Genomic DNA, 14,395 nt, shown 5'->3' on the forward strand with positions numbered 1-14,395 from the left:
TCGCCGTGGTCCCGGCGGGACACGCCGACGACCCCTGGGCCGCCGGCGCCGTCGCCGCCCTGGGCCCGGACACCGCGCGCCTGGAGGTGGACGGCCACGGACGCGAGGAACTGGCCGGCCTGCTGCGCCGACAGGCGGCCGGCGGGCCCGGGTTCACCGGCGTGGTCTCCCTGCTCGCCCTCGCGACGGCGCCCGCCTCCGCGGCGGACGCCCCCGAGGGCCTGGCGCTCACCACCACCCTGATCCAGGCGCTCGGCGACGCGGACATCGACGCACCCCTGTGGTGCGTCACCCGCGGCGCCGTCGCGGCCGCGCCGTCCGAGCCGGTGCCCGCCCCCGCCCAGGCCGCCGTATGGGGGCTGGGGCGCGTCGCCGCCCTGGAGTACCCGCAGCGCTGGGGCGGCCTGATCGACCTGCCCGACACCCTCGACGAGCGGTCCGCGGCCCGCTTCGCCGAAGCCCTCGCGGCCCCCGGCGGCGAGGACCAGATCGCGGCACGGCCCTCGGCGGTCCTCGGCCGCAGGCTGGTGCCCGTGCCGGCCGGACGGACCGCTCGGGAGTGGAACCCCACCGGCACCGTCCTGATCACCGGCGGCACCGGAGCGCTGGGCGCCCACGTGGCACGCGAACTCGCCCGGGCGGGCGCGCGGCACCTGCTGCTGCTGGGCCGCCGCGGCCCGGACGCACCCGGCGCGGCCGGACTGCGGGACGAACTCACCGCACTCGGCGCGGACGTCACCCTCGCCGCCTGCGACGCCGCCGACCGCGAGGCGCTCGCCGCGGTCCTCGCGGACATCCCGGCGGACGCGCCCCTCACGGGCGTCGTCCACACCGCGGGCGTCCTCGACGACGGCGTCCTGGACAGCCTCACCCCCGACCGCTTCGAGGCCGTCTTCCACGCCAAGGCCGCCTCGGCCCTGGCCCTGCACGACCTCACACGGGAGTTGGACCTGGAGGTGTTCGCCCTGTTCTCCTCCTCGTCCTCCGCGGTCGGCAACCCCGGCCAGGCCAACTACGCCGCGGCCAACGCCTTCCTGGACGCCCTCGCCGAACGGCGCAGCGCGCAGGGCCTGGCCGCGACCTCGATCGCCTGGGGCCCCTGGAGCGGCGGCGGCATGGCCGCCGACGGCCGGGCGGCCGCCGCGGCCCAGCGCACCGGGATCCGGCCGCTGGACCCCGCCCTCGCCGTCACGGCACTGCGCCGGGCCGTCATGGACGGCCGGCCCACCGAGGTCGTCGTCGAGGTCGAACGCGACCGGTTCGTACGGAACTTCACCGCCGTACGGCCCAGCCCGCTCCTCGCGGAGCTGACCGCGCCCGCCGAGCACCGCCCGGCCGGGAACACCGGCGAGGAGGCCACGGGCACCGCCCTGCGCGACAAGCTGACGGGCCTGTCGCCCGCACAGCGCTCCGAAGCCGTACTGGACCTGGTGCGCGACCGGGCCGCCGCCGTCCTGGGCCACCCCACCGCCGACGCCGTCGGCGCCGACCGGGCCTTCCGGGACCTCGGCTTCGACTCCCTCGCCGCGGTCGAGCTGCGCAACCAGCTCGGCGCCGCGACCGGACTGGGCCTCGCCGCCACCCTCGTCTTCGACCACCCGAGCCCCGTCGACCTGGCCGGCCACATCCTGGGCCTGCTCGTCCCCGACGACGGGCCCGGCGAAGCGGCCGACGGGACCGACCTCGACCAGTCCGGCGTCAGGGCCCTGCTCGCCTCCGTCTCCGTGGCCCAGCTGCGCGAGATCGGCGTGCTCGAACCCCTGCTGAAGCTCGCCGCGCGGACCGCCGGGGCGGGCGGCGACGCCACCGCGCGGACGGCGGCGGACGCCTATGACGAGTCGATCGACGCCATGGACGTCGACGACCTGGTGCAGGCGGCACTGGACGGCAATTCCCACCACGAGCGCGACTGACGGAGCGGAAAGAGCGGAACATGACCACACCCAGCGAAAAAGTAGTCGAAGCTCTCCGCACCTCCCTGAAGGAAGCCGAGCACCTGCGCCGGCAGAACCACAGGCTCGTCGCCGCGGCCACGGAGCCGATCGCGATCGTGGCGATGGGCTGCCGCTACCCCGGAGGCGTGAACTCGCCCGAGGACCTGTGGGAGCTCCTGGCCGCCGGCAAGGACGCGATCTCCGGCTTCCCCACCGACCGCGGCTGGGACCTCGCCGCCCTGCGGGAGGCCGGGGCCGACAAGCGCGGCAACACCGTCAGCCAGGAAGGCGGCTTCCTCGACAGCGCGGTCGGCTTCGACGCGGGATTCTTCGGGATCTCGCCGCGCGAGGCCGTCACCATGGACCCCCAGCAGCGGCTGCTGCTGGAGACCTCCTGGGAGGCGATCGAGCGCGCCGGCATCGACCCGGTATCCCTGCGCGGCAGCGGCACCGGCGTCTTCGTCGGAACGAACGGACAGGACTACGCCTACCTGCTCGTGCGCTCCCTCGCCGACGCCACCGGCGACATCGGCACCGGCATCGCCGCCAGCGCCACCTCCGGACGGCTCTCCTACACCCTGGGCCTGGAGGGCCCGGCGGTGACCGTCGACACGGCGTGCTCCTCCTCGCTCGTGGCCCTGCACACGGCGGCCCACGCCCTCCGCGCCGGCGAGTGCTCGCTGGCGCTGGTCGGCGGAGTGAACGTCATGTCGTCCCCCGGATCCCTGATCGAGTTCAGCCGGCAGGGCGGGCTCGCGTCGGACGGCCGCTGCAAGGCCTACTCCGACGCGGCCGACGGCACCGGCTGGTCCGAGGGCGTGGGCGTCCTCGTCGTCGAACGGCTCTCCGACGCCCGCCGCAACGGGCACCCCGTCCTCGCCCTGGTGAAGGGCTCGGCGGTCAACCAGGACGGCGCCTCCAACGGCTTCACAGCCCCCAACGGGCGGGCCCAGCAGCGGGTGATCCGGCAGGCCCTGGCCGCCGCCGGGCTCTCCGCGCAGGACGTGGACGCCGTCGAGGGCCACGGCACCGGCACCCCGCTCGGCGACCCGATCGAGGCCCGGGCCCTGCTCGCGACCTACGGGCAGGGGCGCGACCCCGAACGGCCGCTGCTGCTCGGGTCGGTGAAGTCCAACATCGGCCACGCCCAGGCGGCCGCCGGCGTCGCGGGCGTCATCAAGACCGTCATGGCGATGCGGCACGGAGTGCTGCCCGGCACCCTGCACGTGGACGCGCCGTCCTCGCACGTCGACTGGTCGGCCGGCGCGGTGGAGCTGCTGACGGAGCCGCGGGCGTGGCCGGACGTCGACCGGCCGTGGCGCGCCGGGGTGTCGTCCTTCGGGATCAGCGGCACCAACGCCCACGTGATCCTGGAGCAGGCGGAGCCCGCCGAGGAGCCGGCCGGGCCCCCGGCGGCCCCGCCCGGTGTCGTGCCGTGGCTCGTCTCGGCGAAGTCCGAGGAGGCCCTGACGGCCCAGATCGAGAGGCTCCCGCCGTCGGCCGGGTCGCTGTCGCCGGCCGACGTGGGCTTCTCGCTGGCCACGGGACGGTCGGTGTTCGAGCACCGCGCCGTACTGCTCGCCGGCGGCCCCGACGGCGGTCCGACCGAGGCGGCCCGGGGACGCGCGAGCACGGGACGTTCGCTCGCGGTGCTGTTCTCGGGGCAGGGTGCGCAGCGGGTGGGGATGGGCCGGGAGTTGTACGGCCGTTTCCCGGTGTTCGCGGAGGCGTTGGATGCGGTGCTGGCGCATTTCGAGGGTGATGTGCGTGAGGTGATGTTCTGTGATGCGGAGCGGTTGAACGGGACGGGGTTCACGCAGCCTGCTCTGTTCGCTGTCGAGGTGGCGTTGTTCCGGTTGGTGGAGTCGTGGGGGATCCGTCCGGACTTCGTCGCGGGGCATTCGATCGGTGAGATCGCGGCGGCGCATGTGGCGGGGGTGTTCTCGTTGGAGGATGCCTGCCGACTGGTGGCTGCTCGTGCGCGGTTGATGAACGCGCTTCCTGCGGGCGGTGCGATGGTGGCCGTCCAGGCTGCGGAAGGGGATGTTGCCGCGCGGCTGGTGGATGGTGTGTCGATCGCGGCGGTCAATGGCCCGGAGTCGGTCGTCATCGCCGGTGATGAAACCGAAGTACTCCACATTGCGGAGAGGTTCGCTGCCGAGAGCCGTAAGACACAGCGTCTGTCGGTGAGTCACGCTTTCCACTCGCCGTTGATGGATCCGATGCTGGATGAATTCCGCCGGGTCGCAGAAGGCATTTCGTTCCGGGCTCCGCAGCTTCCGATGGTTTCGAATGTGACCGGCGGGCTCGCTGACGAAGGGCTGGTGTGCTCGGCGGAGTACTGGGTGAGGCATGTGCGGGAGACCGTCCGTTTCGCGGACGGTATACGTGCTCTGGCGTCCGAAGGTGCTTCGGTCTTCCTGGAGTTGGGTCCGGACGGTGTGCTGACGGCCATGGCCCAGCACAGTCTGGACGACGGCCCGGTGGCGGTGTCCGCGCTGCGCAAGGGCCGCCCCGAGGAAACGGCCCTGCTCACCGCCCTCGCGCAGCTCCACGTCGTCGGTGTCGGAGTCGACTGGGCCGCGTGGTTCGCCGGCACGGGCGCGCGCCGCGTGGACGTCCCCACGTACGCGTTCCAGCACGAGCGGTACTGGCCGAAGCTGGCGGCCCCGGCGGGCGATGTGTCCGCCGCGGGCCTGATGCCCGCGGAGCACCCGCTGCTGGGCGCGGCGGTATCGCCCGCGGGCTCCGGCGGAATGCTGTTCACGAGCAGGCTGTCGGCGCGGACGCACCCCTGGCTGCTCGACCACATGGTGGACGGCGTGCCCGTGTTCCCCGCCGCCGGATTCCTCGAACTGGCCATCCGCGTGGGCGACCAGGTCGGCTGCGACCGGGTCGACGAGCTCACCTTCGGCGAGCCCCTCGTGCTGCCCGAGGAAGGCGCCGTGCTCCTCCAGGTGTGGGCCGGTGCCCCCGACGCGGCGGGCGCGCGCAAGGTGAGCGTCCACTCGCAGATCGCCGACTCCGCGGACCAGACGTGGACGGAGCACGCCGTCGGTGTCCTGAACTCCGGTGAGTGGACCGCCGAGTTCGACGCGTCCGTGTGGCCGCCGAGCGGAGCCGTGGCCGTGGACCCGGAGGATCTCGCCGAGGGCACCGGGCACGGCCCGGTGTTCCGGACCCTGCGCGCGGTCTGGACCCGCGGCGACGAGACGTTCGTCGAGGCGGCGCTCCCGGGCCGGGCGGACGACGCCGGGGCCTTCGGGCTGCACCCCGCGCTGCTGGAGGCGGTCACGCAGGCGACCGGGCTCGCCGGGGACCTCGCGCCGGCGTCGTGGGCGGGCGTATCGCTGCATGCCGGTGGCGCTCCAGCGGTGCGGATACGCCTCGCGAAGACCGGCGATGACGCGTTCTCCGTCGCCGTGGCGGACATCGCGGGCGCGCCCGTCCTGTCGGCGGACTCGCTGGTCCTCGGCGCCCGGACGGCCGTCTCGGCACGCCGCGACGGAGCGGAGCGGGGCGCGCTGCTGCGCCTGGAGTGGGTGGCGACCCCCGAGGGGCGGACTCCTTCCGGCGAGGTCCGGAGCACCACGCTCGGCGCGGATGGGCCGGCGTCGCTCACGGACGTCCCGGACCTGGTCGTGGTCCCGGTGTCGGGTGCGGGCGGCGACGTCCCGGGCGCGGTGCACGGGCTGACGGCGCGCGTCCTGGAGCTGATGCAGGAGTGGCTCGCGGGGGAGAGGTTCGCCCACGCGCGGCTGGTGTTCGTGACGAACGGAGCGGTGTCCGGCGGCGATCCGGCCGGCGCCGCGGTGTGGGGTCTGGTGGGGTCGGCGCAGTCGGAGCACCCGGACCGGTTCGTCCTGGTGGACGCCGAGGACGGGGACGTCCCGGCCCTTCTGCGGGCCCTGCCGGGCCTGCTGGCCTCGGGCGACGCCCAGTTCGCCGTGCGCGACGGCGCCGTGTGCGTGGCCCGGCTGGCCCGGCTGCCCGAGCGGGCCGACGCGCAGGCCGCCGCCCCCGGGTGGAACGCGGACGGCACGGTGCTGATCACGGGCGGTACGGGTGGCCTGGGCGGTGTGCTGGCCCGGCATCTGGTGGCCGAGCGCGGCGTGCGGCACCTGACGCTGGTGAGCCGCCGGGGCGCGGCGGCCCCGGGCGCGGCGGAGCTGCGCGACGAGCTGGTCGCTCTCGGCGCCGATGTGGTGGTCGAGGCGTGCGACATCGCCGACCGCGCCGCGGCCGCGCGGCTGCTGGCCGCCCTGGAGCGCCCGCTGGCCGCGGTCGTCCACACGGCCGGTGTGCTGGACGACGGCGTGGTCACGTCGCTGTCCGCCGAGCGGCTGTCGGGCGTGCTGCGGCCGAAGGCCGACGCCGCCTGGCACCTGCACGAGCTCACCCGGGAGACGGACCTCGGCGCGTTCGTCCTCTTCTCGTCGGCCTCGGGCGTCATGGGCGGCGCGGGTCAGGGCAACTACGCCGCAGGCAACGTCTTCCTCGACGCGCTCGCCCGGCACCGGGCGGCGCTGGGCCTGCCCGCGCAGTCGCTGGCCTGGGGAGCGTGGGCGCAGGCCGACGGCATGACGGGCGCCTTGTCCGAGGCGGACATGCGGCGCATCGCGGCGTCCGGCGTGCCGCCGCTGTCGGTCGAGCAGGGCCTGGCGCTGTTCGACGCCGCCACCGCGTCGGACGAGGCGTTCGTCGTCCCGATCGGCCCGGTCGCCCCGGGCACCCGGGTCCGCGGCGAGGTACCGCCGCTGCTGCGGGGCCTCGTCAAGGGCGCCCGCCGCACGGCCGCGAGCTCCGCGGGCGGTGCCGAAGCGGCCGCGACGCTCGGCCGCCGGCTGCGGGAGGCGCGGCCAGACGAGCGCGCGCGCCTCGTGGTGGATCTGGTGCGGACGGAGGCGGCCGCTGTGCTGGGGCATGCGTCGGCGAAGGCCGTCGACGCGCGGAAGGAGTTCCGGGACCTGGGGTTCGACTCGCTGACCGCCGTCGAGCTGCGCAACCGGCTGACCGCGGTCACGGGTCTGCGGCTGTCCGCGACCCTCGTCTTCGACTACCCCAACCCCACCGCACTCGCCGGACACCTCGTCTCGCAGCTCGTGGACGAGGCCGCGGCCGACGCGGGCCCCGCACTCCTCGCGGAACTCGAACGGATCGACTCCGTGCTCGCCGCGGGCGAGCCGGACGCCCGCACCCGGGCCGCCGTCTCCAGCCGTCTGTTCCAGATGCTGGAGAAGTGGCGGGGGACCGGAGCGGAGGACGCCGGCGCCGAAGTCGCCGAGCGGATCGAAGCCGCCGGCACCGATGAGATCTTCGCCTTCATCGACAACGAGCTCGGCCGTCACAGCGATCGCTGAATCCGGCCTCCATATCCACAGGGAAGGTTTCTCTCGTCATGTCGAACGACAAAAAGCTCGTTGACTACCTGAAGTGGGTCACGGCCGATCTGCACCAGACCCGCCAGCGGCTGCTGGAGGCCGAGTCCGGCAAGCAGGAGCCCATCGCCGTCGTGGGGATGTCCTGCCGGCTGCCGGGCGGGGTGCGGTCGCCGGAAGAGCTCTGGCAATTGCTGGACGACGGACGGGACGGCATCTCGGCGTTCCCCACGGACCGGGGCTGGAACCTCGATCTCCTCGACGGGGACGGAAGCGGCGGCAGCGCGCCGGCCGAGGGCGGCTTCGTCGACGCCACCGCCTTCGACGCCGACTTCTTCGGCATCTCCCCGCGCGAGGCCGTGGCGACGGACCCGCAGCAGCGGCTGCTGCTGGAGAGCTCCTGGGAGGCGCTGGAGGGCGCCGGCATCGACCCCGTGTCCCTGCGGGGCAGCGAGACCGGCGTCTTCATCGGCACGAACGGCGTCGACTACGTCGGCGTCGTGATGAACTCCCGCGAGGACGTCGAGGCGCACGGCAGCACCGGACTCGCGGGCAGCGTCCTCTCCGGCCGGCTCTCGTACAGCTTCGGCCTGGAGGGCCCGGCGGTCACCGTCGACACCGCGTGCTCGTCCTCGCTCGTCTCGCTGCACCTGGCGGCCCACGCGCTGCGCAACGGCGAGTGCTCGCTCGCGCTGGCCGGCGGTGTGACGGTCCTTTCGACCCCGATGAGCTTCGCCGGATTCAGCCGGCAGGGCGGCCTGGCGGCGGACGGCCGCTGCAAGGCGTTCGCGGACTCCGCCGACGGCACCAGCTGGTCCGAGGGCGTGGGCGTCCTCGTCCTGGAGCGCCTCTCCGACGCCCGCCGCAACGGGCACGAGATCCTGGCGGTCGTCCGCGGCTCCGCCGTCAACCAGGACGGCGCCTCCAACGGGCTGACCGCCCCCAACGGCCCGTCCCAGCAACGGGTGATCCAGCAGGCGCTGGCGAGCGCCGGGCTGTCGGCGTCCGAGGTGGACGCGGTCGAGGCGCACGGCACGGGCACCACCCTCGGCGACCCGATCGAGGCGCAGGCGCTGCTCGCCACGTACGGCCGGGACCGGGACCCCGAGCGGCCGCTGTGGCTCGGGTCGATCAAGTCGAACATCGGTCACACCCAGGCGGCGGCCGGCGTCGCGGGCATCATCAAGGTGATCCTGGCGATGCGGCACGGCGTCCTGCCGAAGACGCTGCACGTGGACGCGCCGTCCTCGCACGTGGACTGGTCGGCCGGCGCGGTGGAGCTGCTGACGGAACCTCAGAAGTGGCCGGAGACCGACCGGCCGCGGCGCGCGGGTGTCTCGGCGTTCGGGATCAGCGGCACCAACGCCCACGCCATCATCGAGCAGGCCCCGGCCCCCGAGGAGCCCGGTGCCGGGGACGAGGGCGGGCCGAAGACCTCGCTGTCGGCCGTGCCGTGGCCCGTCTCGGCGAAGTCCGAGGAGGCGCTGGCCGCGCAGCTGGAGCGGATCCTCACGCTGGCGGGCCCTTCCCCGCTCGACGTCGGCTTCTCGCTGGCGACCTCCCGCGCACAACTCGTACACCGCGTGGTCCTGCTGGCCGGGGACGACGGGACCGTCGAGGTCGCGCGCGGATCGGCCGAGGACAGGTCCGGGAATCTCGCGGTGCTGTTCTCCGGACAGGGTGCGCAGCGGGTGGGGATGGGCCGGGAGCTGTACGGTCGTTTCCCGGTGTTCGCGGAGGCGTTGGATGCGGTGCTGGCGCATTTCGAGGGTGATGTGCGTGAGGTGATGTTCTGTGATGCGGAGCGGTTGAACGGGACGGGGTTCACGCAGCCTGCTCTGTTCGCTGTCGAGGTGGCGTTGTTCCGGTTGGTCGAATCCTGGGGGATCCGTCCGGACTTCGTCGCGGGGCATTCGATCGGTGAGATCGCGGCGGCTCATGTGGCGGGGGTGTTCTCGTTGGAGGATGCCTGCCGTCTCGTCGGGGCGCGTGCGCGGTTGATGAACGCGCTTCCCGCCGGTGGTGCGATGGTCGCGGTTCAGGCTGGGGAAGGGGATGTTGTCGCGCGGCTGGTGGATGGTGTGTCGATCGCCGCCGTCAATGGCCCCGAGTCGGTGGTCATCGCCGGTGTTGAGGCCGAAGTGCTGCACATTGAGAAGAAGTTCATCGCCGAGGGGCGTAAGACGCAGCGTCTGTCAGTGAGTCATGCTTTTCACTCGCCGTTGATGGATCCGATGCTGGATGAATTCCGCCGGGTCGCCGAAGGTATTTCGTTCCGGGCTCCGCAGCTTCCGATGGTTTCGAATGTGACCGGCAAGCTCGCTGACGAAGAGCTGGTGTGCTCGGCGGAGTACTGGGTCCGGCATGTGCGGGAGACGGTCCGGTTCGCCGACGGTATACGTGCTCTGGCATCCGAAGGGGCCTCGGTCTTCTTTGAGTTGGGTCCGGATGGTGTGCTGACGGCGATGGCCCAGCACAGCCTGGACGACGGCCCGGTGGCGGTGTCCGCGCTCCGCAAGGACCGCCCCGAGGAGACCGCCCTCCTCACCGCCCTCGCGCGGCTCCATGTCGCGGGTGTCGAGGTGGACTGGTCCGGGCTCTTCGCCGGTACCGGCGCCCGCCGCACCGACCTGCCCACCTACCCCTTCCAGCACGAGCGCTTCTGGCCCAGGCCCGCCGCGCTCGCCGGGGACGTGACCGGCGCGGGTCTGCTGCCCGCCGAACACCCGCTGCTGGGCGCGATGCTCGCTCTCGCGGACTCCGGCGAAGTGGTGTTCACGGGCAGGCTGTCGCTCCAGACCTACCCGTGGCTCATCGACCACGCCATCGGTGGGAACGTCCTCTTCCCGGCCACCGGCTTCCTGGAACTGGCCATGCGCGCCGGTGACCAGGTCGGTTGCGACAGGGTCGAGGAGTTCGTCCTCCTCACCCCCCTCGTGCTGCCGGAGGAGGGTGCCGCACTGGTCCAGGTGCTGGTCGGTGCCCCCGACGAGGCGGGCGTCCGCACGATCTCCGTGCACTCGTGCGCCGACGGCGCGCCCGACGGACCGTGGATCCAGCACGCCAATGGCACGCTGACCGGCGGGGAGCGGATCGAGGACTTCGGTTCGCAGGCCTGGCCGCCGCCGGACGCGGTGGCCGTGGACCTGGAGGGCTTCTACGAGGGGACCGGCTACGGCCCCGCGTTCCAGGGCCTGCGCTCGGTCCGGCAGCGCGGGAACGAGGTCTTCCTCGAAGCCGCGCTGCCGGGCGACATCGCCGGTGAGGCCGCGTCGTTCGGGCTCCACCCGGCGCTGCTGGACGCGGTGATCCAGTCCCACCGCATGGCCGGTGTCGGCGACGAGGGCCAGCTCCTCATGCCGTTCGCGTGGCAGGGCGTGTCGCTGCACGCAGGCGGTGCCTCGACCGTTCGGGCCCGGGTCACGAGGACCGGCGACGACCGTGTGTCCATCACGGCCGTCGACGTCGAAGGCGCGCCCGTGCTGTCGGCGGAGGCCCTGATCCTGCGCGGCACATCGGGAGCGGCGGCCCCGGCGTCCGCGCCACGCAGCGCCGAGTACGACACGCTGCTGTCGCTGGACTGGGTGCCCGCCCCCGAGGTGCCGTCCACCGGGGCCCGGTGCGTGGTCCTGGGCGCCGACGGGCTCGGCGCGGGCGCGTCGGTCGCCTCCCTGGCGGACCTCACGGGCCACGAGGACCTGGTGCTGGTTCCCGTGTCCGGTACGGGCGACGATGTGCCCGCCGCCACCCACGAGCTGACGGCCCGGGTCCTGGACCTGCTCCAGTCCTGGCCGGCAGATGGGCGGTTCGCGGACTCGCGTCTGGTGTTCGTCACCCGCGGTGCCGTCGCGGCCGATGAGGGCGAGACCGTACGGGACCTGGCCGCGGGCGCGGTGTGGGGTCTGGTGCGGTCGGCGCAGTCGGAGAATCCGGGCCGGTTCGTGCTGCTGGACGCCGAGAAGGGCGACCTCCCGGCCACGCTCCCGCTCCTGCCGGGCCTGCTGGCCGCCGGTGACGAGGAGTTCGTGGTGCGCGACGGTGCCGTGCGGGTGGCACGGCTGGGTTCCCTGGGCGGTGGTGCGGGGCTGCTGCCGCCTGCCGGGGTGCCGTGGCGGCTGGACTCCGGCGCCAAGGGGAGCTTGGACAAGCTGTTGCTCGCACCGTGCCCGGAGGTTCTGGAGCCGCTCGGGCCGGGGCAGGTGCGGATCGAGGTCCAGGCCGCGGGTGTGAACTTCCGCGATGTGCTCAACGCCTTGGGCATGTATCCGGGTGAGGCCGGGCGGCTGGGTGCCGAGGGCGCCGGCGTGGTGACCGAGACCGGCCCCGGAGTGCGTGGACTGCGCGTGGGCGACCGGGTGTTGGGCATGATGTTCGGTGGTTTCGGCCCGGTGGCCGTGTGCGACGAGCGGCTCCTCGCCAGGATTCCTGACGGCTGGTCGTCCGCTCAGGCCGCGTCCGTTCCGCTGGTCTTCCTGACCGCTCTGTACGCCCTGAAGGACCTCGCGGCCCTGAAGCCCGGCGAGCGGATCCTCATTCACGCCGGTGCGGGTGGCGTCGGCATGGCGGCGATCCAGCTGGCCCGTCACCTCGGTGCCGAGGTGTTCGCCACGGCGAGCGAGGGCAAGTGGGACACCCTGCGCGGACTCGGCGTCCCGGACGACCACATCGCGTCGTCCCGCACCACCGATTTCGAGCAGCGTTTCCTGGAGGTCACGGACGGCCGCGGCGTCGATGTGGTGCTCAACGCGCTCGCCGGCGAATTCGTGGATGCCTCACTGCGGTCGACCGCTCCCGGCGGCCGGTTCCTGGAGATGGGCAAGACCGACATTCGTGACCCGGAGTCGGTCGCCGCCGTCCACTACCGCGCCTTCGACCTCGGCGAGGCAGGCCCCGAACGGACCCAGGAGCTGCTGTCCGAGCTGCTGGAGCTGTTCGCCGCCGGTGCGCTGAGCCTGCTGCCGGTCGCGACGTGGGACGTACGGCGGGCTCCTGAGGCGTTCCGTCACATGAGCCGGGCCCAGCACATCGGCAAGATCGTGCTGACCATGCCGCGCACGTGGGCCGTGGACGGCACTGTCTTGATCACCGGAGGCACGGGTGGTCTGGGCCGTGAGCTGGCCCGTCACCTGGTGACCGAACGTGGTGTGAAACACCTGTTGCTGGTGAGCCGGAGCGGCCCGGAGGCACCGGGCGTGTCCGAGCTGCGCGACGAGTTGGCCGGCCGTGGTGCCGAAGTCGGTGTCGTCGCTTGCGATGTGGCGGACCGTGAGGCGGTGGCGGGGCTCGTGGCCTCGGTCCCGGCCGAGCACCCGCTGACCGCGGTGATCCACACCGCCGGTGTCCTCGATGACGGCGTGGTGACCTCGCTGAACGCCGAGCGGATGTCGGGTGTGCTGCGTCCGAAGGTGGACGGCGCGTGGCATCTGCACGAGGCCACCAAGGGCCTCGACCTGGCCGCGTTCGTGCTGTTCTCGTCCATTTCCGGCGTCATGGGCACTCCGGGGCAGGGCAACTACGCGGCGGGCAACGTCTTCCTCGACGCCCTGGCCCACCACCGCCGCGCACAGGGCCTGCCCGCCCAGTCCCTGGCGTGGGGCGCGTGGGCACAGGGCAGCGGAATGACGGCCGCGCTGACCGAGGCGGACATGCAGCGCATCGCCGCGTACGGGGCGTCGCCCCTCTCCGTCGAGCAGGGGCTGGCCCTGCTCGACGCGGCCGAGGCGTGCGACGCGGCTCACCTCGTCGCGCTCGGCCGCGCCTCCGGGCCGGTACGGGTCGCCGGTCCCGTACCGCCCGTACTGCGCGGCCTGGTCAAATCCGGCCGCCGCGCCGCCGCCTCGGCCACCGGTGCCGGCACGGCGCAGCAGTTCGCCCGGCAGCTGGCGGAACTGGGCGAGGGCGAGCGCGCCCGCCTCGTGACCGACTTGGTGCGGAGCGAGGCCGCGGCCGTGCTGGGGCACGCGTCGGCCCAGGGCATCGAGGTCCACCGGGACTTCTTCGAGCTGGGCTTCGACTCCCTGACCGCGGTCGAGCTCCGCAACAGGATCGCCGCGGCCACCGGGCTGCAGCTGCCCGCCACCGTGGTCTTCGACAACCGGACCCCCGAGAACCTCGCCACGTGGCTGCGCAGCGAACTCGCCGATCGGCCGGGCCCGGACGGCTCCCCGTCCGGCGCGGCGCCCGGGGGCCCGGCCGCCGGGCAGGAGGTCGACTCGCTGGAGCGGATGTTCCTCGACGCGGTGGAAAGAGGCAGGATCCTGGAGGCCCGGCTCATGGTGAAGGCCCTGGGCGGCATCCGCCCGACCTTCGAGAGCACGGCCGAGCTGGAGGACCTGCCGCTGGCCACCACGCTCGCCGAGGGCCCCGTCAAGCCCCGGCTGATCTGCGTCAGCACGCCCACCGCCAACGGCGGCGTCCACGAGTACGCCAGGTTCGCCGCGTCCTTCCGGGGCAGGCGGCACGTCAGCGCCGTGCCGCTGATCGGCTTCGCCGCGGGGGAGCGGCTGCCCGCCACGGCCGAGAGCGCGGCCAGGGTCATCGCGGAAAGCGCGCTGCGCGCGAGCGACGGCGAGCCCTTCGTCCTGGTCGGACACTCCTCCGCCGGAGCGTTCGCCTACGCGGCCGCGTGCCTGCTGGAGAGCACGTGGGGCATCAAGCCCGCGGCCGTGGTGCTGCTGGACACCCTCAGCATCCGGCACGACAACAAGGAGGACAGCGAGGACCACGACTATCACGGCCTGATACGGCATTTCTTCACGGTCGACGAGGTCTCCCCGGTGCGGATGACCAACTCCAGGCTGTCCGCGATGGGCTGGTGGATGAGCCTGCTCAAGGGGCTCGACGTGCAGCACACGACCGCTCCCGTGCTGACCCTCCAGGCGGCGAGGCAGGTTGCCGGTCTCGAGCCCGCCGCAGCCGGGTCCGACGGTCCGGGCGGCGAGGAGAAGCCCGCCCTGATCCCGTCGGCCTGCGTCCGCACGGTCGACGCCGACCACTTCTCCATCGTCAAGGAGCATGCCGCACCGACCGCGGAGACCGTGGAGGACTGGCTCGACTCCGTCGGCGGAGCGTGACAGCACCGCG

2 protein-coding genes and 1 pseudogene (1 of these 3 running past the window's edge) are annotated in these 14,395 nt (G+C 73.5%); all 3 read left to right on the forward strand.

What is annotated here, in order from left to right; genetic code table 11:
* Positions 1–1,913, forward strand: partial view of a type I polyketide synthase gene (locus DXZ73_RS35985; RefSeq protein ID WP_116216099.1) — the end only. Its footprint begins 26,572 nt before the window's first position; the window shows 1,913 of its 28,485 coding nt (coding positions 26,573–28,485); its start codon lies beyond the left edge, outside the window; it ends in the stop codon at positions 1,911–1,913.
* Positions 1,914–1,933: 20 nt separating this feature from the next.
* Positions 1,934–7,294, forward strand: a complete 5,361-nt coding sequence (locus DXZ73_RS35990) for a type I polyketide synthase (RefSeq protein WP_116215110.1) — start codon at positions 1,934–1,936, stop codon at positions 7,292–7,294.
* Between the two features lie 38 nt (positions 7,295–7,332).
* Positions 7,333–14,349: pseudogene (locus DXZ73_RS35995) on the forward strand (SDR family NAD(P)-dependent oxidoreductase); the annotation flags it as partial.
* Positions 14,350–14,395: the final 46 nt, after the last annotated feature.

Source organism: Streptoverticillium olivoreticuli subsp. olivoreticuli (assembly GCF_003391135.1).
Lineage (GTDB): Bacteria > Actinomycetota > Actinomycetes > Streptomycetales > Streptomycetaceae > Streptomyces > Streptomyces blastmyceticus.

Excerpts from the sequence above, each read along its gene's own strand:
- DXZ73_RS35990 (WP_116215110.1), top strand. The coding sequence starts at position 1,934 with ATGACCACACCCAGCGAAAAAGTAGTCGAAGCTCTCCGCACCTCCCTG.